This is a genomic window from Rhodococcus sp. G-MC3 (assembly GCF_030063335.1).
In the GTDB taxonomy this organism is placed as follows: Bacteria; Actinomycetota; Actinomycetes; order Mycobacteriales; family Mycobacteriaceae; genus Rhodococcoides.
Genome location: NZ_JASISW010000002.1, coordinates 147,988 through 168,885 on the forward strand (window position 1 = coordinate 147,988; position 20,898 = coordinate 168,885).

The 20,898-nt window shown below is 63.4% G+C and carries 18 protein-coding genes; 16 read left to right on the forward strand and 2 right to left on the reverse strand.

The window, feature by feature from the left end; all coding sequences use genetic code 11:
- Window positions 1-93 precede the first annotated feature (93 nt).
- Window positions 94-2,085, forward strand: coding sequence for an ArnT family glycosyltransferase (locus QMK17_RS02560; protein ID WP_442972677.1), 1,992 nt, complete (start codon window positions 94-96; stop codon window positions 2,083-2,085).
- Between the two features lie 129 nt (window positions 2,086-2,214).
- On the opposite strand, the gene QMK17_RS02565 is transcribed toward QMK17_RS02560, so the two are convergent.
- On the reverse strand, window positions 2,215-2,844 hold the full coding sequence (locus QMK17_RS02565) for a DUF305 domain-containing protein (RefSeq protein ID WP_283506858.1): 630 nt from the start codon (window positions 2,842-2,844) through the stop codon (window positions 2,215-2,217).
- A gap of 3 nt (window positions 2,845-2,847) precedes the next feature.
- Complete coding sequence (locus QMK17_RS02570) at window positions 2,848-4,383, reverse strand: LVIVD repeat-containing protein (protein ID WP_442972685.1); 1,536 nt, start codon at window positions 4,381-4,383, stop codon at window positions 2,848-2,850.
- A gap of 160 nt (window positions 4,384-4,543) precedes the next feature.
- Between QMK17_RS02570 and QMK17_RS02575 the strand changes: the two genes are divergently transcribed.
- The 15 genes from QMK17_RS02575 (at window position 4,544) to fusA (ending at window position 20,814) form a co-directional block, all read left to right on the forward strand.
- Entirely contained in the window at window positions 4,544-5,341 is a 798-nt protein-coding gene (locus QMK17_RS02575) for a TIGR03084 family metal-binding protein (protein ID WP_283506859.1), read from the forward strand.
- The gene (locus tag QMK17_RS02580) at window positions 5,338-7,047 is read left to right on the forward strand and encodes an acyclic terpene utilization AtuA family protein (protein ID WP_283506860.1); all 1,710 of its coding nucleotides are present in this window, start codon (window positions 5,338-5,340) and stop codon (window positions 7,045-7,047) included. Before QMK17_RS02575 ends, QMK17_RS02580 begins: the two co-directional genes overlap by 4 nt.
- A complete protein-coding gene (locus QMK17_RS02585) occupies window positions 7,044-8,192 on the forward strand; it encodes an acyl-CoA dehydrogenase family protein (RefSeq protein ID WP_283506861.1) in 1,149 nt (382 codons plus the stop codon). The genes QMK17_RS02580 and QMK17_RS02585 overlap by 4 nt, the downstream gene beginning before the upstream one ends.
- The gene (locus QMK17_RS02590) at window positions 8,189-9,787 is read left to right on the forward strand and encodes an acyl-CoA carboxylase subunit beta (RefSeq protein WP_283506862.1); all 1,599 of its coding nucleotides are present in this window, start codon (window positions 8,189-8,191) and stop codon (window positions 9,785-9,787) included. Before QMK17_RS02585 ends, QMK17_RS02590 begins: the two co-directional genes overlap by 4 nt.
- Window positions 9,788-9,790: 3 nt before the next feature.
- On the forward strand, window positions 9,791-11,743 hold the full coding sequence (locus QMK17_RS02595) for an acetyl/propionyl/methylcrotonyl-CoA carboxylase subunit alpha (protein ID WP_283506863.1): 1,953 nt from the start codon (window positions 9,791-9,793) through the stop codon (window positions 11,741-11,743).
- Complete coding sequence (locus QMK17_RS02600; RefSeq protein ID WP_283506864.1) at window positions 11,740-12,900, forward strand: acyl-CoA dehydrogenase family protein; 1,161 nt, start codon at window positions 11,740-11,742, stop codon at window positions 12,898-12,900. The genes QMK17_RS02595 and QMK17_RS02600 overlap by 4 nt, the downstream gene beginning before the upstream one ends.
- Entirely contained in the window at window positions 12,900-13,661 is a 762-nt protein-coding gene (locus tag QMK17_RS02605) for an enoyl-CoA hydratase family protein (RefSeq protein ID WP_283506865.1), read from the forward strand. Before QMK17_RS02600 ends, QMK17_RS02605 begins: the two co-directional genes overlap by 1 nt.
- Before the next feature lie 6 nt (window positions 13,662-13,667).
- The gene (locus QMK17_RS02610; RefSeq protein ID WP_283506866.1) at window positions 13,668-14,297 is read left to right on the forward strand and encodes a TetR/AcrR family transcriptional regulator; all 630 of its coding nucleotides are present in this window, start codon (window positions 13,668-13,670) and stop codon (window positions 14,295-14,297) included.
- 45 nt (window positions 14,298-14,342) lie between these two features.
- Window positions 14,343-15,761, forward strand: coding sequence for an amidohydrolase family protein (locus QMK17_RS02615; RefSeq protein ID WP_442972686.1), 1,419 nt, complete (start codon window positions 14,343-14,345; stop codon window positions 15,759-15,761).
- Window positions 15,761-16,384, forward strand: coding sequence for a hypothetical protein (locus QMK17_RS02620; protein WP_283506868.1), 624 nt, complete (start codon window positions 15,761-15,763; stop codon window positions 16,382-16,384). The genes QMK17_RS02615 and QMK17_RS02620 overlap by 1 nt, the downstream gene beginning before the upstream one ends.
- 13 nt (window positions 16,385-16,397) lie before the next feature.
- The gene (locus tag QMK17_RS02625; protein WP_283506869.1) at window positions 16,398-16,910 is read left to right on the forward strand and encodes a DUF3558 domain-containing protein; all 513 of its coding nucleotides are present in this window, start codon (window positions 16,398-16,400) and stop codon (window positions 16,908-16,910) included.
- Window positions 16,907-17,425 carry a DUF3558 domain-containing protein gene (locus QMK17_RS02630; RefSeq protein WP_283506870.1) on the forward strand — a complete coding sequence of 173 codons (519 nt, stop codon included), beginning with the start codon at window positions 16,907-16,909 and terminating at the stop codon, window positions 17,423-17,425. Before QMK17_RS02625 ends, QMK17_RS02630 begins: the two co-directional genes overlap by 4 nt.
- A gap of 310 nt (window positions 17,426-17,735) precedes the next feature.
- Entirely contained in the window at window positions 17,736-18,110 is a 375-nt protein-coding gene (rpsL, locus tag QMK17_RS02635) for a 30S ribosomal protein S12 (RefSeq protein WP_283506871.1), read from the forward strand.
- Between the two features lies 1 nt (window position 18,111).
- Complete coding sequence (rpsG, locus tag QMK17_RS02640; RefSeq protein ID WP_072690599.1) at window positions 18,112-18,582, forward strand: 30S ribosomal protein S7; 471 nt, start codon at window positions 18,112-18,114, stop codon at window positions 18,580-18,582.
- Window positions 18,583-18,711: 129 nt separating this feature from the next.
- Window positions 18,712-20,814, forward strand: a complete 2,103-nt coding sequence (fusA, locus tag QMK17_RS02645) for an elongation factor G (RefSeq protein ID WP_283507031.1) — start codon at window positions 18,712-18,714, stop codon at window positions 20,812-20,814.
- The last annotated feature ends 84 nt before the right edge of the window (window positions 20,815-20,898 follow it).

A 20,898-nucleotide genomic window follows, 5' to 3' on the forward strand; every position in this document is an offset into this window, starting at 1 on the left:
CCACGCAGCCTGCTCCCAGGGTGGCCGGAACCTCGCTAGTCACTGTGGTACCCGACATCTTCTCCAACTTTTCAAAGGTCTTGGAGGACCACTGTGACTACAACACTTCTGCCACCTCGGTCTGCGAACTCGCAGCCGAGCCCGCAGCCCAAACATCGGCGTACCAGCAGGTTCGGGCCGAACCGCAACACTCTGTTGTTCGGCGCATTGCTCGCCGTGACGGCAGTCCTCTATCTGTGGGACCTCACAGCCAGCGGCTACGCCAACACGTTCTATGCCGCTGCCGTGCAAGCCGGTTCCAAGGACTGGACTGCGTGGTTTTTCGGGTCACTCGACTTGGAGAACTTCATCACCGTCGACAAACCGCCTGCCTCGCTGTGGGTGATGGGTCTGTCGGCTCGTATCTTCGGATTCTCCAGCTTTTCCCTTCTCCTACCGCAGGCCCTGATGGGCGTCGGCGCCGTCGCAACGGTGTACGCCGCGGTCAAGAGGGTTGCGACGCCTACGGCCGGATTGCTCGCCGGAGCAGCACTCGCGGCAACTCCCGCAGCTGCCCTGATGTTCAAGTTCGACAACCCGGACGCACTACTGGTGCTGCTCATGTCGATCGGCGGCTACTTCGTCGTCCGGGCGCTCCAGACCAAGGCGGGGCGTCGCGCGGCAATGTGGCTCGCGTTCGCTGGTGTCGCACTGGGATTCGCATTCTTGACGAAGATGCTCCAGGGTCTTCTCGTGCTGCCGGCGTTCGGCCTTACCTATCTCGTTGCTGGACAAGCACGACTTCGCGCTCGGTTGCTGCACCTCGCCGGAGCCTTCGCAGCGTTGATCGCAGGCGCAGGCTGGTGGGTGCTGACGGTCGCCCTGTGGCCGGCCAGCGCACGTCCGTACATCGGCGGCTCGACCGACAATACGGTGATGGACCTGGTCCTCGGTTACAACGGACTCGGACGCATCTTTGGTTCCGACGGAAACGGCGGTGGCGGCGGCGGAATGAGCGGCGGTTCGGCAGGATCGAGCTTCGGTGGTAGCACCGGTCTCGACCGACTGTTCGGCAGCGAGATGGGCATCCAGATTTCGTGGCTCATCCCGGCGGCGCTCGTTGCACTTGTCTTCGGCTTGATCGCTCGGGGACGCGCGCCGCGTACCGACCTGCTGCGCGCGTCGCTGATTCTCTGGGGCGGTTGGTTCTTGGTGACGGCTCTGATCTTCAGCTACATGTCCGGCACCATCCACCCTTATTACACGGTTGCATTGGCCCCGGCCATCGCCGGGCTCGTTGGAACCGGCGGCTACGCATTGTGGCTGAAGCGCGAATCCAATTGGGGCCGTATAGGACTTGCCTCTATGATGCTCGCCGCAGGGGCCTGGAGTTGGGTTCTCCTGCATCGCAACACCGATTGGCTGCCCGCGCTGAAGTGGGTACTCCTGGCCGGAACTGTGATCGCAGCGGTATTGATCCTCGCAGCGGGTCGCTACAAGAAGCTCGCAGCAGTGGCAATCATTGTCGGAGCCATCGCGGGCCTCGGCGGAGGGGCCTCGTACGCCATCGCCACGTCCGCAACCGCCCACGGCGGGTCGATTCCGACAGCAGGCCCCACCGGCGCAGCCTCGGACTCCAGCGGCATGGGTGGAGGGGGCACGGGCAGTGGTGGTCCGAGCGGCGGCGGCCAAGCCCCCACCGGAGAGGTACCGGCCGACGGCACAGCCCCGACCGACGGCGGCGGCACGGGAGACAGCTCCTCCGAATCCAGCGACCAGCTGAACACCCTTCTGGAATCGGCTGACACTACCTGGTCGGCAGCAGTCAACGGCTCACAGTCAGCGTCTACCTATGAGCTGAACACCGACACGGCCGTCATCGCTATCGGTGGCTGGAGCAGCGACCCGGCTCCGACTCTCGACCAGTTCATCTCCTACGTCAGCAACCACCAGGTGAAATACTACATCTCCGGTGGCCAGGGCGGCGGAATGGGAGGTGGCTCGGACGGCACGTCGTCCGAGATTGCCGAGTGGGTCGCAACGAACTTCACGTCCATGACCGTCGACGGAGTGACGGTCTACGACATGAGCGGCTACACCGGCTAGGTGTACCCGGCCATCAGGTTGATTGCAGGCGTCGAACGACTTGTGCATCGTCGGAAATGCTCCACTCGGTGGCGGATCAGAACCGGCTCGGCGACGGCGGTACCACGACCGCAGTTTCGGAACTCGGATTCACGGATACGGCAGAGCTGCGGCACTGCGCTGCTCCAGCATCAGCGTCATGTACCCGAGGTCTTTGGTCTGCTCGTCGGCCATCGAGCGGGCCGCGCGAGCGACGGCATCGGAGGTGGCCATCGCTGCCCCTGCCGTCGCCATCTCGATTCCGCCGCGGTGGTGACGGATCATCAACTGCAGGAAGCGTATCTCGGCGTCGTCGCCGGTCAGAGTAGATAGTGCGTTGACCTCGTCCCACGATGCCAGACCTGGCATCGGCGAATTCTCCTCGACGGTGTGAGAGTGACTGTCGGCGTGACTCATCCACTGCATGGGGCTATCCGATGCCAGTGGTTGGTCGAGCAGCATCAACCAGCCGTGGAGTATGCCGATCTCGATGCTCTGCGATGCTTCGATCTGCTGGGCGAGCGATTTTACCTCGGAAGATGCCTTTGGCGAGAGGCTCGCGGCGATCGAGCGGGCCTGTGCATGGTGCACCGCCATGTCCTGGGCGAAACCGATTTCGCCGAAACTCAGCATCGTCGGCGGAGGTGCAGGCGAATCGAACACGGGCCGCAGTGCTGCGCCGACAACCAGGAGCATGCAGGCCGCCGCGCAGATCAACAGGGCATACAAGCGAGGTGGCATCGCTCAGGATCCCACGGTCGATTGCTGATCCGCCGGAACGGAATACACGTCGTTATCGAGTTGGACAATCATGAACCCGTTGTCGCTACAGGAGGTCCAGAGCTGGTTGCCGTGCCATTCAGGCGGGGAGAAACACCAGTCGGAGGACAGGTCACCGAACAGCACCTGCCCCGATCGTCGAGTAATGGTGTTCGCCGGATTCGAATCTCCCTCCAACGCGGCTCTACCTTGACTGAGGAAGCTCAGGGCCGGGATTCCGATGATCGACGCCATCGCATGCGCCGAGTTGGTCAACGCGGTGTTCTGGCCGGTGAGTGCAGGTGGGTTGTAGTAGGCGATCTCTCGGATCGCGTCGGGATCGCGCACGTCGAACACTCTGATGCCCGACGAGATCCAGCCACAGGCCAGTGCGGTCGGGTTGTCGGGCCGATCGGCCGCGCAGTAGTGCGATTCGTATGCGAACAACGATCCGCCTTGCGAAGACCGCAGGTTTGCTTCGGCATTCTGAGGGAGATTGATTTCAAGTTTGATCTTCGCGTCGATCGCGATGTCGTCCACGTCCGATACGTCGAGGAGCTTCACACCGCCGGAACCTGCCTCGTCGACGGTGAACAGGTGCGGGACACCGTCGTACGTCACCGGCACACTGTGTTGAGTGAAAATCCCGTCCGTCCAGAAGATCCGGCCGATGTGCGGAACCTGCGGATACGCGTCGCGGCGTTGCACCGAGCTGACGTCGAGGACCGTGATTCCCGCAGCCGCCGACAGATACAGGCTGTTTCCGTCGGGGGAGACGCCGAAGCCATGGTTCTCGATGCCGGTCAGTCCCTGCCAGATCACGTGAGGGTTCGACGGGTCGGCGAGATCGATCGCGGTCAGCATTCCTCCGCCGTTCGAGGCCGCCCAGTAGGTGTTGCCGTCCGGTGAGAAGCCTCCCTCGTGGGAGAGAAAGGCTAGCGGCATCGCCGGGTTGGTGCCGGGGCCAGGGTTGAGCAGCCGAGGGTGAGCGCAATCGCTGATGTCGTACACCGAGATGTAGCCGCCACCGGCGACGAAGGGAACGGCCGTGGCAGCGAGTAACTTGCGCGATCGGTTGACCTTCAGAGTCTCCCAGGTGCCGCCGATCATCGCAGGCTCGGTAAGGCTCGTGGTGACCACTGGCTGGGTGGGATCGGACGCGTCGACCACCTGGACGCCTCGGTTCTGGCCGAGCAAATCTCCGGGAAAGAACGAGCCCGTGTACGAGCAGTGCTCGAACGTCGTCGACGTGATCGCGCCGCCCTGTCCTCGAAAGCCGCCGACGAGGTGCGTGTTGCAGCTGTATCCCTGAGCGCTGCGACCAGAGTTGCGATCCTCGGCGGGAACGTCGCCCTGAAGTCCGGTCTCGGGATTGGAGCCGGGGCCGCACTCGGCGCGGGGGACTGAGACTGTGCCGACATCGAGGAACTGTTGGATGTCGGCGGTCGCCGTCGCTCCGGGCGCCGCCACAATCACGACGACGGCGGATACGACCGCGCTGATTTTCGATCCGATTTGCATACGACGATTCCCCATCCCCGACCGATCGGCACTGAAGGCGATCGGAATGCCGACACGGTAACGCATTTACATCGACCCTTTGGACACTTCGCGAAAATCTGTCCAGCATTAACAAGCAGGCGTGCTTGCTTTTTTGAATGGCGGATGTGAAGCTATGTGCATGGCCGACCTCGACTCGATCGTCGATGACCTTCGGGCTGAAGGCGACGCACTCGATGCGCTCGTCGCAGACCTGACCGAAGACCAATGGGCAACGCCCACCCCAGCCGAAGGCTGGACCATAGCGCACCAGATCGGGCACCTCTCGTGGACCGACAACGTCGCTGAACGCACTACGTCCGGTGCCGCCGGAGACTCCGTGGCGAGCGCCCAATTCGACGTCGTGCTGAAGCAGGCGTGGAGCGATCCGACCGGCTTCGTCGCCGTTGCCGCCGAGGAAGAATCGCGGGCTCCCGGGCTGCTGACGACCTGGCGCGCGCGCAGGCACGCCATGGCCGACGCGCTGGTGGCCGTGCCGCAGGGTGTGAAGATCACATGGTTCGGACCGCCGATGAGCGCGGCGTCCATGGCCACCGCCAGGTTGATGGAAACCTGGGCGCACGGCCAGGACGTCGCCGACGCGCTCGGCATCACCGCCGAGCCCACCGAACGCATCAAGGGCGTCGCCCACATCGGCGTCCGCACCCGCGACTTCGCCTACGCGGTGAACCAACAGACTCCGCCGACCGAGCCGTTCCGGATAGAGCTGACCTCCCCCTCGGGTGAGATCTGGACCTGGGGCCCCGGTGACGCGTCACAGCGCGTCACCGGTTCGGCTGCTGATTTTTGTCGCCTCGTCACGCAGCGAGCCCACCGTGACGACCTCGACATCACCGCCGAAGGCCCCGACGCGCAGTACTGGATCACCATCGCCCAGGCCTTTGCAGGCCCTCCCGGAGCAGGACGAGAAAAACAGTGACACCACACGATGCGGCCGTCAGAATCGGCAACTGTTCCGGCTTTTACGGCGACCGGCTTGTCGCAATGCGCGAGATGCTCGAAGGCGGTGAACTCGACTACCTCACCGGCGACTATCTGGCCGAGCTGACGATGCTCATCCTCGGACGCGATCGCATGAAAGATGCGTCCCGCGGATACGCGAAAACCTTTCTCCGCCAAGCTGAGGACTGCCTCGGACTTGCGCTCGACAAAGGTGTGAAGATCGTTGCCAACGCAGGCGGTTTGAATCCGGCGGGTTTGGCCGAGGCTCTCGACAAGCTCGGCTCGGGTGCGAAGATCGCTTACGTCGAAGGCGACGATCTTCTGGGGCGGGTGCAGGAACTCGGGCTCGGCAGCCCCCTGACGGCCAATGCCTACCTCGGCGCCTGGGGGATCGCCCGGTGCCTCGAGTCCGGCGCCGACGTCGTGGTCACCGGCAGGGTCACCGATGCGTCCGTCATCGTCGGGCCCGCGGCGCATCATTTCGGTTGGGCAAGAACCGATTACGATGCTCTGGCTGGCGCAGTCGTCGCAGGCCACGTAATCGAATGCGGCACCCAGGCAACCGGCGGAAACTACTCGTTCTTCACCGAGATCGCCGACATGGCGCGCCCGGGGTTCCCGATCGCCGAGATTTCCTCCGACGGTTCCTCGGTCATCACCAAGCACGACGGCACCGGGGGAGCAGTCAGCGTCGGCACCGTCACCGCGCAGTTGCTCTACGAGATCACCGGCGGCCGGTACGCGAACCCCGATGTCACCGCCCGTATCGACACCGCGGTACTGACTCGGGAATCCAGTAACCGCATCGGGATCTCTCGGGTGAAGGGTGAGGCCCCACCTCCCACTTCGAAGGTCTCGCTGAACTCCCTCGGGGGCTTTCGAAACGAGTTCACGTTGATCTTGACGGGCCTCGACATCGACGCCAAAGCCGAACTTGTGCAGAAGCAGTTCGAATCCTGGTTGCCGGTACGTCCTGCTGAACTCGACTGGACACTCGTCCGCACCGACAAGCCCGATTCGCCGACGGAGGAAACTGCCAGCGCGTTGCTGCGGTGCGTTGCTCGGGACAGTGACGCGAACATCGTAGGCCGTCAGTTCTCCTCGGTGGCAGTGGAACTTGCTCTGGCCAGCTACCCGGGATTCTCGCTGACGGCACCTCCAGGGCACGGAGCGCCGTACGGAGTGTTCACCGCCGGTTACGTGCCGGTCGTGGAGGTTCCGCATATCGCAGTGCTGCCCGACGGATCGCGTCATGACATCGCGCCGGCCGAAGACACCAGGGAGCTCGAACCCCTCCAGCAGCCCGACCTCCCGAAAACGCGTCCCGACGAGGCGACCATCCGCGTCCCCCTCGGCACCATCGCGGCCGCACGCAGCGGCGACAAGGGCGGCAATGCGAATGTCGGCGTGTGGGTGCGCACCGACGACGAGTTCGCTTGGCTCGTACATGCTCTCACCGTCGACGCGCTGAAGAAACTACTGCCGGAGACGAGAGACCTCACCGTCACCCGGCATGTCCTGCCGCACCTGCGTGCCGTCAACTTCGTCATCGAGGGCATCCTCGGGCAAGGCGTCGCATCCCAGGCTCGATTCGATCCACAGGCCAAGGGACTCGGTGAATGGCTGCGGTCTCGCCACATCGACATTCCCGAAACACTGATCTTCCAGGGGGACTTCACATGACAATCTGGACCACTCCCGAGCGGCTGCAGCTCCGCAAGACGGTGCGCAGCTTCGTCGAGCAGGACATCGCGCCCTACCTGAACGACTGGGAGCGCGACGGCGAGCTCCCTCGCGATCTGCACACCAAAGCAGCAGCTCTCGGACTTCTCGGTGCAGGTTTCCCCGAAGAGGTCGGCGGTGACGGTGGAGATCTCGCGGATGCTGTTGTCATCTGCGAGGAAATGCATGAGGCAGGGGCATCGGGTGGGCTGTTCGCTTCGCTGTTCACCTCCGGAATTGCGTTACCGCACATCGTCGCAGCGGGGGACAAGGATCAGATCGACAAGTGGGTCAGGCCCACCTTGGCGGGAACCAAGATCGGTTCCCTCGCGATCACCGAGCCGGGCGGCGGCTCCGATGTCGGGCACTTGCGCACCAAGGCGGTCAAGGACGGCGACCACTACGTCGTCAACGGCTCGAAGACGTACATCACCTCCGGCTGCCGAGCTGACTTCGTCGTCACTGCGGTGCGGACGGGTGGCGACGGCGCGGGAGGTGTCTCCCTTCTGGTGATCGAGAAGGGAACCGAGGGATTCGAGGTGACGAGCAAGCTCGACAAGATGGGCTGGCGCGCGTCCGATACTGCCGAGTTGTCGTTCACGGATGCCCGTGTCCCGGTGGCGAACCTCGTCGGCGCCGAGAACTCCGGCTTCGCGCAGATCGCCCAGGCTTTCCTGACCGAACGCATTGCCCTCGCTGCACAGGCGTACGCGAGCGCGCAGCGGTGCCTCGACCTCACCTTGCAGTGGGTCCGCGACCGCGAAACGTTCGGAAAGCCCTTGATCAAGCGGCAATCCGTGCAGAACACCGTCACCGAGATGGCCCGCAAGATCGACACGGCCCGGGTCTACACGCGCTACCTCGTCGAGCGATCCCTCGAATCGGACAACGACTTCATCGCCGAGGTCTGCTTCGCCAAGAACACGGCTGTCGAATCCGGCGAGTGGGTTGCCAACCAAGCCGTTCAACTTTTCGGAGGTCTCGGGTATATGCGTGAAAGCGAAGTCGAACGCCAGTACCGTGACATGCGCATCCTCGGGATCGGCGGAGGCACCACCGAAATTCTGACCGGACTGGCAGCAAAACGATTGGGGTACCAGGCATGAGTGTGCTGAAGTCCACCCTCGACACCGCATCGGAGCAGTTCACCGGTGCCACCGAGGCGATGAACACGAAACTCGCCGAAATCGACGCCGAGCACGGCAAGGCGCTGATCGGTGGCGGCGAGAAGTACGTCGAGCGACACCGCAAGCGCGGCAAACTGCTTGCGCGCGAGCGCATCGAACTGCTGATCGACGAGGACTCCGCCTTCCTGGAACTGTGCCCGCTTGCGGCCTGGGGCAGCGACTTCCCGGTCGGGGCAAGCACCGTGATGGGTATCGGTGTGATCAGCGGAACCGAATGCCTCATCGTCGCGAACGACCCGACGGTGCGCGGCGGTGCCAGCAATCCGTGGACGCTCAAGAAGGGGTTTCGCGCCAACGACATCGCGACGCAGAACCGTCTCCCGGTCATCTCGCTCGTCGAGTCCGGTGGCGCCGATCTACCGACTCAGAAGGAAGTGTTCATCCCCGGCGGTCGGATGTTCCGCGATCTGACGCAGCTCTCAGCACAAGGGATCCCAACGATCGCACTGGTTTTCGGCAACTCCACCGCGGGCGGTGCCTACATTCCCGGCATGTCCGATCACGTCGTCATGATCAAGGAACGCTCCAAGGTGTTCCTTGCTGGGCCGCCACTGGTGAAGATGGCGACGGGTGAGGATTCCGACGACGAATCACTCGGCGGTGCCGAGATGCACGCCCGAAAGTCCGGTCTCGCCGACTATTTCGCTGTCGACGAGCAGGATGCGATTCGCATCGGACGCAGCATTGTCAAGCGACTGAACTGGACGAAGAAGGGCCCCAAACCGCGTGCCGAGGTCATCGAGCCTCTTGCCGACCCCGAGGATCTACTCGGTATCGTCCCGACGGATCTGAAGATCCCGTTCGATCCGCACGAGGTCATCGCACGCATCGTCGACGGATCGGACTTCGACGAGTTCAAGCCGATGTACGGCGGATCGTTGGTCACCGGCTGGGCAGAGCTGCACGGCTACCCGATCGGCATCCTGGCCAACGCCCGCGGCGTCCTCTTCAGCGAAGAATCGCAGAAGGCGACGCAGTTCATTCAGCTCGCCAATCGCTCGAATACTCCGCTGCTGTTCCTGCACAACACCACCGGCTACATGGTGGGCAAGGAATACGAAGAAGGCGGCATGATCAAGCACGGCTCGATGATGATCAATGCCGTGTCCAACTCGAAGGTCCCGCACATCTCGATCCTGCTCGGCGCGTCCTACGGTGCAGGCCACTACGGCATGTGCGGCAGGGCGTTCGATCCGCGATTTCTGTTCGCCTGGCCGTCGAGCAAATCAGCGGTCATGGGCGGTGCGCAGCTCGCGGGCGTGATCTCGATCGTCGGACGGGCCGCGGCCGAAGGCAGGGGCCAGGTGTTCGACGAGGAGGCCGATGCCGGACTTCGTGCGATGATCGAGAATCAGATCGAAGCCGAGTCGCTGCCGATGTTTCTCTCCGGACGCCTGTACGACGACGGCGTCATCGACCCCCGTGACACCCGCACGGTAGTGGGAATGTGCCTCTCGGCCATTGCTTCTGCCCCGATCGAAGGCACCGCGAACTTCGGTGTCTTCCGGATGTGATGCATGATCACCTCAGTGCTAGTTGCCAACCGCGGTGAAATCGCCCGCCGAGTCTTCGCTTCCTGCCGCAGCGAGGGAATCGACACCGTCGCCGTCTTCTCCGACGCCGATGCCGACTCACCCCACGTGCGTGACGCCGACGCCGCAGTCCGCTTGCCGGGCAATGCCTCGTCGGAGACCTACCTGCGGGGGGAACTCGTCATCGCCGCCGCAGTCCAGGCCGGAGCCGACGCGATCCACCCCGGATACGGATTTCTCTCCGAGAACGCCGAATTTGCGCAGCAGGTCCAGAATGCCGGGTTGACGTGGATCGGGCCGCCCACGAAGGCCATCGAGCTGATGGGCTCCAAAGTCGAGTCCAAGAAGATGATGGCCGATGCCGGAGTGCCGGTCCTGACCCAGCTCGATCCCGAGACGATCACCGAGAACGAATTGCCGGTGCTGATCAAAGCCTCGGCAGGCGGTGGGGGCCGCGGCATGCGGATCGTCAGGACGCTCGCCGACCTGAACTCCGAAATCGAAGCAGCGCAGCGAGAATCGTTGTCTGCATTCGGTGATTCCACAGTGTTCGTCGAGCGGTACATCGAAACCGGACGCCACATCGAGGTTCAGGTCATGGCGGACCGTCACGGCACGGTGTGGACGGTGGGCGAGCGCGAGTGCTCGATTCAGCGGCGACATCAGAAGGTCGTCGAGGAAGCGCCCTCACCCCTCGTCGAACGTATCTCCGGCATGCGAGACCGACTGTTCGACGCCGCCAGGCTCGCCACCGAAGCCATCGGGTACGAAGGCGCAGGCACTGTCGAATTCCTCGCCGATGAGAAGGGCAATTTCTTCTTCCTCGAGATGAACACTCGACTGCAGGTGGAGCACCCTGTCACCGAATGCACGACGGGACTCGACCTCGTAGCGCTGCAGATCCATGTCGCCGGCGGTGGCGCACTGCCTGCCGAACAGCCGCAGACGCGCGGGCACTCCATCGAGGTGCGTCTGTACGCCGAGGACCCGTCGCAGGAATGGCAGCCGCAGAGTGGCACCGTTCACCGGTTCGAGATCCCGGGTGCGCAGTTCGAGGTTCTCGACAAGACCGGCATCAGGGTCGACTCGGGCGTCGAGACCGGAAGCGTCGTCGGTGTGCACTACGACCCGATGCTCGCAAAGGTCATTTCATTTGCGCCGACCCGGGAACAAGCCGCGAACCTGCTGGCGAAGTCGTTGCAGAAGGCCACGATCCACGGACTGATCACCAATCGCGACTTGCTCGTCAACATCCTGAGGCACCCGTCGTTCCTTGCGGGCGACACCGACACCGCCTTCTTCGAGACGCACGGTCTCGCGGTTCTGTCACAGCCGATTGCCCAGGGGCGGGCACTCGAGTTGTCGGCGCTCGCGGCAGCGTTGTCCGACGCCGCGGCCAACCGAGAAAGCGCGAAGGTGAACAGGGGCCTGCCGAGCGGCTGGCGCAACCTGCCGTCTCAGCCCCAGCGCAAACAGTACGGCGATGTCACCGTCGAATACACGCTCGGGCGCTACGGACTGACGACGGATCTGGATGGAGTCTCCCTGGTGGTGCACACCCCAGAGCGAGTTGTTCTCGACGACAACAAGATTCGCCGAACCTTCGTTGTGAGCCGGTACGGCTCCCAGGTGTTCGTCGACTCGCCGCTCGGCCCGGTACGGCTCGAACGCGCGCCGCGCTTCACCGACCCCACCGAGGAGGTCGCTGCGGGTTCACTGCTTGCACCGATGCCAGGCAGTGTCGTCCGGGTGGCAGTAGCGCTGGGTGACAATGTCACGGCCGGGCAGCCGATCCTGTGGCTCGAAGCGATGAAGATGGAGCACACCGTCACCGCGCCCGCCGATGGCGTCCTCGCCGAGCTGAATGTAGTAGCCGGACAGCAAGTGGAAGTCGGAGCAGTGCTCGCAGTGGTAAGTCACGAAGGAGACCAGGAATGAGTTTCATCGAAACCGAAGAGCAGAAGGGCCTGCGCGCCGCAGTTTCCTCGCTCGGCAAGCGGTACAACTACATCGACTACGTGCTACCGCGCGCCCGAAAAGGTGAGCCGCTCACCGAATTGTGGAACGAGGCAGGAAAACTCGGATTCCTGGGCGTCAACCTCCCCGAGGAGTACGGCGGCGGCGGTGCAGGTATCTACGAACTCGCTCTCGTCCAGGAAGAGCTTGCAGCCCATGGCGCGGGTCTGCTGCTCGTGGTGGTCAGCCCGGCAATCTGCGGCACCATCATCGGTAAATACGGCACCGCGGATCAGAAGCAGAACTGGCTCACTGCGCTCGCCGACGGCTCGAAGATCATGGCCTTCGGCATCACCGAACCCGACGCCGGATCCAACTCCCACCAAATCACCACGACAGCCAGACGCGACGGTGACAACTGGATCGTCAAGGGAAGCAAGATCTACATCTCCGGCGTCGACCAGGCGGACGCAGTTCTGATCGTGGCCAGAACGGAAGACTCCAAGACCGGCAAGCTCAAGCCGGCGCTGTTCATCGTTCCGACCGACTCCGAGGGTTTTCAGAAAACTCGGATGGAGATGGACATCATCGAGCCGGACCACCAGTTCACGCTGTTCCTCGACGACGTCCGGTTGCCCGCGGAAGCCTTGGTGGGTGAAGCGGACGCGGCCCTCATGCAGCTGTTCGCCGGACTCAATCCCGAGCGCATTCTGGGTGCGGCCATGGCAGTCGGGATGGGCCGGTACGCGCTCGACGCCGCGGTGAAGTACGCCAACGAGCGCACGGTCTGGAAGGCGCCGATCGGTGCGCACCAGGGTATTTCGCATCCGCTCGCGCAGGTGAAGATCGAACTCGAACTCGCCAAGCTGATGATGCAGAAGGCCGCGGTTCTGTACGACAACGGCGACGACTTCGGTGCCGCCGAGGCCGCCAACATGGCCAAATACGCCGCTGCCGAAGCAAGCATCAAGGCGCTCGATCAGGCGATTCAGACCCACGGTGGCGCAGGACTCACCGAGGAGTACGGATTGGCTGCGATGCTCGGTGCCGCTCGGATCGCCCGCGTCGCACCGGTCAGTCGCGAGATGATCCTCAACTTCGTCTCTCAGCATTCGCTGGGGCTGCCGAGGTCCTACTGATGGCAGTCGGCGTCACCGCAGTCACCACAACCACCGTCGACCGGGTCACCACACTTACGCTCGACACCCCGCGCAACAGGAACGCGTTGTCGACGCAGTTGGTGCAGGAATTGACTGCGGGCCTCGCCGAGGCAGGCAAGGATCCCGGCGTCCGTGCCATCGTCCTCACCCACAGCGGCGGCACGTTCTGCGCAGGTGCCGACCTCACCGAGGCGGGTGGTTCGATCGAGCGTCGCACTTCTGAGATGCTCGGATTGCTGCGGGCGATCCTCGAAACCCCCAAACCCGTCATCGGCAGAATCGACGGTCACGTCCGGGCAGGCGGAATGGGCCTCGTCGGGGCCTGTGACATCGTCGTCGCAGGCCCGGCGTCGACCTTCGCGCTGACCGAGGCGAGGCTCGGTCTTGCCCCGTCGATCGTGTCGCTGACTCTTCTCCCTCGGATGAACTCTCGGGCCGCGAGTCGTTACTTCGTCACCGGCGAGAAGTTCGGTGCGCACGAGGCGGAGGCCATCGGGCTGATCAGTGAGGCGAGCGCCGAACCGGAGTCCACCGTCGAGGAGATCCTCGCCTCCCTCAGACCGTCGTCGCCGCAGGGCCTGGCCGAGTCGAAGAAGTTGGTCACAGCGGCAGTCCTTGCCGGCCTCGACGAGCGCGGGGAGGAACTCGCGGCGCAGTCGGCCAGGCTGTTTGCATCGGAGGAGGCGCGAGAGGGGATGATGTCCTTTCTGCAGAAGAGACAACCCAGTTGGGAGAAGTAGACAACGATGGTGACGGCGCGTGAACCCAAGCAGGACCGAAGTAGGGCCACGCGCCAACGACTTCTCGAAGCCACCATTTCCTCCCTCGCCTATCAAGGCTGGGTAGCGACGACGGTCGGCGTGGTCGCTGAGAAAGCCGGAGTCTCTCGCGGCGCGACACAGCACCACTTCCCGACGCGTGAGGATCTGATCACGGCGGCGCTGGACTACATGTTCGACACAAGGATGGACGAGGCGCGGCGCGAGTCCACGGGTCTCCCGCTCGGCCCGGCCCGCACGGAAGCTGTCGTGCAGCGGATCGTCGAGTACTACACGGGTCCGATGTTCAAGGCGGCTCTGCAGGTGTGGACGGCCGCAGCCGCCGATCCAGAGATGCGGTCACGGGTGTTGCCGCTCGAAGACAAGTTCGGCCGAGTCGCGCACCGAATGGCCGTCGAACAGTTGGGTGCCGATGATCGCGATCCTCAGACTCACCGGCTCGTGCAGGCCACTCTCGACTTGGCCCGCGGACTCGGACTCGCCGACGTGCTGAGCGACGATTCCCGCAGACGCAGCGAAATCGTGCGTGCCTGGGCGGGCGTACTCGACTCGAGCTTGAAGATTCATCAGGGCGACATCGCGGCCCACCGCTTGTGAGCCGCGGCGTTCGGTGAGCGAGAAGTGTTCGTCCGTGGTTCGCTGATTCACGTGAGTCAGACACACAGTTCTTCCCGCAAAACACACCGGGGACATGTCTTTCATATCGCAGGATCGCCGACAGTGGAAGGTGCAGCCGCGGCGCTCGTGTCGATCCCCGACGGTGCGATCGTCGTCGACGATTCCGGCGTCATCACCTACGTCGGAGAATTCGATCCGGGTCTGCGCGGGACCGTCGTCGACCATCGGCCTGGCTTCCTTCTACCTGGCTTCGTGGACACCCACGTTCACTTTCCGCAGACTTTCATCGGCGACGCCTACGGCGGCGGTCAGCTGCTCGAGTGGCTCAATGCGTGCATCTTTCCTTCCGAAAGTCTGTTCGCCGACCCTGATTTCGCGTCCGATGCTGCCGTGGCCTTCTGCGATCGGCGCATCGCCGCGGGTACTACGCAGGCGATGGTGTTCGGTTCGGCGTTCCCCCACGCTCAGGACGCACTGTTCGAGGAAACCCGCAGGCGAGGTCTGCGAGTCGTCAGCGGACGCGGCGTCCAGACGACCGGCCCGGAATCCGCAGCGGCCTTGATCAGCAGCGAGGACGACGCGATCCGCCTCGTCTCCGAGGAAATCGAGAAGTGGCACGGCGCCGACACCGGTGATGCCGCGACGGCATTGCTGCACGTCGCTGTCATACCTCGGTTCTCCCTGGCCGTCACTACCGAGACCTTGAAGAATCTGGGCGAGCTGTACGACTCGGTCCGTCACCGCGGGGTGTACTTTCACAGCCACCTCAACGAGAACGACCGACCGGGAACAGGCGAGGTAGCAACCACCAAACAGATGTATCAAGTCGATTCCTACCTCGACACCTACGACGGCAAGTTCCTCCCCGGTTCGAAGGTCGGTGGGAAGAGCTTCCTCGGCAAACGCAGCATCCTCGCGCACGCGGTCCACTGCCAGGACGCCGAACTCGCTCGCATGGCCGAGACCGGAACGTCGATCTCGCATTGCCCGACGTCGCAGCAGTTCCTCGGCTCGGGCACCATGCCGTGGAAGCGGACCGTCGCGGCAGGTGTGAACATCGCCATCGGTTCGGACTACGGCGGCGGCGACGAGTTTCTGCTGACACGGGTCCTGGGCGACGCCTTCAAGGTGCACATCTCCGAGGCGGGCGACGACGGCATCTCGCTGCACCCAGCAGAATTATTGTTCACCGGCACCCTGGCCGGAGCGCGGGCGCTGGATATGGAAGACCGTATCGGCAACTTCGACGTCGGCAAAGAAGCCGATTTCATCGTCGTCGATCCGGCCGCGTGGCCGCCGCTGGGTGGTCTGATGGACAAGGGTTTCCGCGCCGAAGACCCCAATCTCGCCCGTGATCAGACACTGTTCGCACTGTTGATGGCGATGCGTGAACCGGCGATCGCCGCGGTCTATGTCCAGGGCCGGCGCATCGGGACTGCGTGATGCTCAGCGCGCCCGCCACCGCCGTCAGCATCTTCCATCGAGAAGATGTGGGGGAGAACTTCGCGTCGTGGGTAGCCGAGCTTCATGCCCGAGCGGAGAACGCTCCAGGGTTCGACAGCGCGCGGATATCGGCGCCGGAGGCACAGTCCTTCGAGTGGGCGTGGATGCAATCGGACGTCAGGAGCGCCGCTCTGCCGGAACCCCGCAAGCAGCTGACCGGAGACTTCTCGGCCATCAGCCACAGCACCCCGTTCGGTTCCCTCGTCCGCGTCGAGGACGGTCGGACTCAGGTCACCCCGGACTGGAAGACGGCAATGCTCGTCCTCCTCGTGCTGTACCCGACGGTGATGACGCTGTCGAGATTCGTCGGACCGATACTCGACGACGTCGGTGCCCCGCCGTGGCTGTCGATGTGGCTGAGCCAGATCCTCAGCGTCGGCCTTATGACGTACTTCTTCATGCCCGCGGTCACCGGCTGGTTTCGGCGCTGGCTCGACCCGATCGACGGTGCAGGCCGGAGGCTCTCGCTGATCGGCGCGCTCACGGTGGTGCTCGTCTATGCCCTCACGTTGACGGTCTTCGCGTCCATCAAGTGGCTCCAGTTCTGGGACTATCTCGACTAGTAGAGTCCTTGGCATGCGGGCGACAGTGCTACTCGGGGTGGTCCTTGCGGCGCTGCTGGTCGGGTGCGGGTCCGGCGGCGACGCGCAGGATCAGTCCACCAGTACGTCCGCCGATCCCGGTGCCCCCGGACCATTCTTCGGCCAGTGCGGATCGGTCACCGACGACGAGGTCGTCAAGGCATTCGCGGTCCCGGCATTCACGATGATCACTCGAAACTCCATCGGCTGCGAATGGGAAGTGGCCGGCTTCTCGGGGCCGTCGGTCAGCTTCTCCTGGTACCGGGGCAGCCCCATTGCGCGGGAGCGTTCAGGATCGGAACTGATCGGTAGGCCCGCCGAAGACATCGAGCTCGACGGCCATCCCGGTTTCTCCGCTGCAACCGAGAGCTACCTGTGCGAGGTGGGCGTTCAGTTCGGGAAGGATTTCATGCACTGGTCGGTTACGTACGGCGACCAACCGCCTCCGGCAGATCCCTGCGCAGTGGCGAAGCAACTCGCCGAGCTCACGGTGGAGCGTGCCCAGTGAGAAAAGCACTCGTTCTCGCGTCGGTGCTGCTCGTCGCGGGGTGCAGTACCACGGTGGCAGGCACTCCTGTCGCCGAGTCGTTCGACGGAACCGACGACTCGGAACTTCGGGACCTTCTCACCGAATGCGACGCCGTCGCCGATGACCAGATCGCTGCAACGGTGGGCGGCGACGCCATCGAACGCGGCTTCTTCGGGGCCATCTGCCGGTGGGATGTGGCGGGACCCAACGGCATTGTGAAGGTGTCGTTCAACTGGTTCGAGAACGGATCCCTCGGCGTCGAGCGGGAGACGAACGAGAAGATGATGTACACGATCTCGGACATAACGGTGCAGGGTCGCAAGGCAATTCGAAGCCAGCCGCGAGATGATCCTGCGTCGTGCGGGGTGACCGCCGGGTCGCCGGAGTCCGGCATCGTCGGGTGGTGGGTGCAGTATCTGCCGTCGCCGGGTCACCCGGACCCGTGCGAGGCCGCAACCACACTGATGGACCTGACGATCAACCTCAGCAGGTAGCACGACCGGGGGCGTTTTGACCCGAGGCCGCGCCGCCGGGTATCGTTACAGGTCGTGTCCGGGCTGACCGGACCGTTTGTGTGCCTATGCGAGGTACAGCCGTGCGCACGCTCGACTGACGAGCGAGTAATCGGCTGCACGTGTGGGGGTATGCGACACACCCGACCGCGGGGTGCAAGAGACCCGCGATAGCAGCACCGGAGCGGCAGAAATGCAGTTGCAGTGTTGCGGTAGCAGTACCGGGTGAGGAGCAGTGTTCTCTTGCTCCAACTGCTAGATCCCTGATTTTCAACACGAAGAAAGCCGGTTCATGCCAACTATCAACCAGCTGGTCCGCAAGGGTCGCACCGACAAGGTGCGCAAGCTCAAGACCGCTGCCCTCAAGGGAAGCCCACAGCGTCGTGGCGTGTGCACTCGCGTGTACACAACCACCCCGAAGAAGCCGAACTCCGCTCTCCGTAAGGTCGCGCGCGTGCGCTTGACCACGTCGGTGGAGGTCACTGCCTACATCCCCGGTGAAGCCCACAACCTGCAGGAGCACTCCATGGTGCTCGTTCGCGGTGGTCGTGTGAAGGACCTCCCGGGTGTGCGTTACAAGATCATTCGCGGCTCGCTCGATACTCAGGGCGTCAAGAACCGCAAGCAGGCACGCAGCAAGTACGGCGCCAAGAAGGAGAAGAGCTGATATGCCACGCAAGGGCCCAGCACCCAAGCGGCCGCTGATCAACGACCCGGTCTACGGATCGCCGTTGGTCACGCAGCTCGTCAACAAGATCCTCATGGACGGCAAGAAGTCCACTGCAGAGCGCATCGTCTACCAGGCGCTCGAGCAGGCTCGCGAGAAGACCGGCACCGACCCCGTCGTCACGCTCAAGCGTGCCCTCGACAACGTCAAGCCGGCCCTCGAGGTTCGCAGCCGTCGCGTCGGTGGCGCCACCTACCAGGTGCCCGTCGAGGTTCGTCCCGGCCGTTCCACCACGCTGGCATTGCGTTGGTTGGTCACGTTCTCTCGCGCACGTCGTGAGAAGACCATGGTCGAGCGTCTCGCCAACGAGCTGCTCGACGCCAGCAACGGCCTCGGCGCCGCTGTGAAGCGTCGCGAGGACACCCACAAGATGGCTGAAGCCAACAAGGCGTTCGCGCACTACCGCTGGTGATTGCCTGTCGGGGGTACTGAGAAACTTTCGGTACCCACCCGGCGTTGTACGTAGCACCTGGCCTGCCCCGATCACCTTTCGGAGCTCGACCAGCCCCACTTCTTCGACTTACAAGGCGGGATGAATTCCGTGGCACAGGACGTGCTGACCGACCTCAACAAGGTCCGCAACATCGGCATCATGGCCCACATCGATGCTGGTAAAACCACCACTACCGAGCGCATCCTCTTCTACACCGGTATCTCGTACAAGATCGGTGAAGTTCACGACGGCGCAGCCACCATGGACTGGATGGAGCAGGAGCAGGAGCGTGGCATCACGATCACCTCTGCTGCCACGACGTGCTTCTGGAACGACAACCAGATCAACATCATCGATACGCCCGGCCACGTCGACTTCACGGTCGAGGTCGAGCGTTCGCTTCGCGTGCTCGATGGCGCCGTTGCCGTGTTCGACGGCAAAGAAGGCGTCGAGCCGCAGTCGGAGCAGGTGTGGCGTCAGGCCGACAAGTACGACGTTCCGCGTATCTGCTTCGTCAACAAGATGGACAAGCTGGGCGCTGACTTCTACTACACCGTCCAGACCATCAAGGATCGTCTCGGTGCCACGCCGCTGGTCATCCAGCTGCCGATCGGCGCCGAGAACGATTTCGAGGGTGTAATCGACCTCGTGCAGATGAAGGCTCTCGTGTGGAGCGGTGAGACCAAGCTCGGTGAGAAGTACGAGATCCAGGAGATCCCGGAAAACCTCAAAGAGCGTGCAGACGAGTACCGCACGATGCTCCTCGAGACCGTGGCCGAGTCGGACGAAGCGCTTCTGGAGAAGCACTTCGGCGGCGAAGAGCTCACGATCGAAGAGGTCAAGGGCGCCATCCGCAAGATGACGGTCAACAGCGAGCTGTACCCGATCCTGTGTGGTTCCGCGTTCAAGAACAAGGGCGTTCAGCCCATGCTCGACGCGGTTGTCGACTACCTCCCGTCTCCCCTCGACGTTGCCGAGACAATCGGTCACGCCGTCGGCGACGAGGAGAAGGAGATCACTCGCAAGCCGTCCGCAGACGAGCCGTTCGCAGCTCTTGCGTTCAAGATTGCGACTCACCCCTTCTTCGGCAAGCTGACGTATGTCCGCGTGTACTCGGGCAAGGTCGACTCCGGCGCTCAGGTCATCAACTCGACCAAGGGCAAGAAGGAGCGTCTGGGCAAGCTCTTCCAGATGCACTCCAACAAGGAGAACGCAATCGCGGCGGCTTCGGCCGGTCACATCTACGCCGTCATCGGTCTCAAGGACACGACGACGGGTGACACGCTCTGCGATCCGCAGAATCAGATCATCCTCGAGTCGATGAGCTTCCCGGACCCGGTCATTCAGGTCTCGATCGAGCCCAAGACCAAGTCCGACCAGGAGAAGCTGGGAACAGCAATCCAGAAGCTCGCCGAGGAAGATCCCACCTTCTCGGTCAAGCAGGACGAAGACACCGGCCAGACCGTCATCGGCGGTATGGGCGAGCTTCACCTCGACATCCTCGTGGACCGTATGCGTCGCGAGTTCAAGGTCGAGGCCAACGTCGGCAAGCCGCAGGTTGCGTACCGCGAGACCATCCGCAAGACGGTCGAGAAGCACGACTACACCCACAAGAAGCAGACCGGTGGCTCCGGCCAGTTCGCGAAGGTCGTCATCAAGCTCGAGCCTTTCGAAGGCGAAGACGGCGCGACGTACGAGTTCGAGAACAAGGTCAGTGGTGGTCGTGTGCCGAGGGAGTACATCCCTTCGGTCGACGCCGGAGCACAGGACGCCATGCAGTACGGCGTTCTTGCCGGATACCCGCTGGTCAACGTCAAGCTCACGCTCCTCGACGGTGCGTACCACGACGTCGACTCGTCGGAAATGGCCTTCAAGGTCGCCGGCTCACAAGCGTTCAAGGAAGCCGCTCGCAAGGCCAGCCCCGTCATTCTCGAGCCCGTCATGGCCGTTGAGGTCATCACGCCCGAGGATTACATGGGTGAGGTCATCGGCGACCTGAACTCCCGCCGTGGTCAGATTCAGGCCATGGAGGAACGCAGCGGTGCCCGTATCGTCAAGGCACTGGTTCCGCTGTCGGAGATGTTCGGCTACATCGGAGACCTTCGGTCGAAGACACAGGGCCGCGCTAACTACTCCATGGTGTTCGATTCCTACGCCGAGGTTCCCGTGAACGTCGCAAAGGAAATCATCGCGAAGGCGACCGGAGAATAATTCTCTGCCGAAGCTGGACCACGCTAGACCTGTAATAAGAATCAACACATACACGTGCTGCCCTTTCGGGGCACGCACAGATCA

Excerpts from the sequence above, each read along its gene's own strand:
- QMK17_RS02565 (WP_283506858.1), bottom strand. The coding sequence starts at position 2,844 with ATGCCACCTCGCTTGTATGCCCTGTTGATCTGCGCGGCGGCCTGCATG.
- QMK17_RS02570 (WP_442972685.1), bottom strand. The coding sequence starts at position 4,383 with ATGCAAATCGGATCGAAAATCAGCGCGGTCGTATCCGCCGTCGTCGTG.
- QMK17_RS02575 (WP_283506859.1), top strand. The coding sequence starts at position 4,544 with ATGGCCGACCTCGACTCGATCGTCGATGACCTTCGGGCTGAAGGCGAC.
- QMK17_RS02585 (WP_283506861.1), top strand. The coding sequence starts at position 7,044 with ATGACAATCTGGACCACTCCCGAGCGGCTGCAGCTCCGCAAGACGGTG.
- QMK17_RS02590 (WP_283506862.1), top strand. The coding sequence starts at position 8,189 with ATGAGTGTGCTGAAGTCCACCCTCGACACCGCATCGGAGCAGTTCACC.
- QMK17_RS02595 (WP_283506863.1), top strand. The coding sequence starts at position 9,791 with ATGATCACCTCAGTGCTAGTTGCCAACCGCGGTGAAATCGCCCGCCGA.
- QMK17_RS02600 (WP_283506864.1), top strand. The coding sequence starts at position 11,740 with ATGAGTTTCATCGAAACCGAAGAGCAGAAGGGCCTGCGCGCCGCAGTT.
- QMK17_RS02605 (WP_283506865.1), top strand. The coding sequence starts at position 12,900 with ATGGCAGTCGGCGTCACCGCAGTCACCACAACCACCGTCGACCGGGTC.
- QMK17_RS02610 (WP_283506866.1), top strand. The coding sequence starts at position 13,668 with ATGGTGACGGCGCGTGAACCCAAGCAGGACCGAAGTAGGGCCACGCGC.
- QMK17_RS02620 (WP_283506868.1), top strand. The coding sequence starts at position 15,761 with ATGCTCAGCGCGCCCGCCACCGCCGTCAGCATCTTCCATCGAGAAGAT.
- QMK17_RS02625 (WP_283506869.1), top strand. The coding sequence starts at position 16,398 with ATGCGGGCGACAGTGCTACTCGGGGTGGTCCTTGCGGCGCTGCTGGTC.
- rpsL (WP_283506871.1), top strand. The coding sequence starts at position 17,736 with ATGCCAACTATCAACCAGCTGGTCCGCAAGGGTCGCACCGACAAGGTG.
- rpsG (WP_072690599.1), top strand. The coding sequence starts at position 18,112 with ATGCCACGCAAGGGCCCAGCACCCAAGCGGCCGCTGATCAACGACCCG.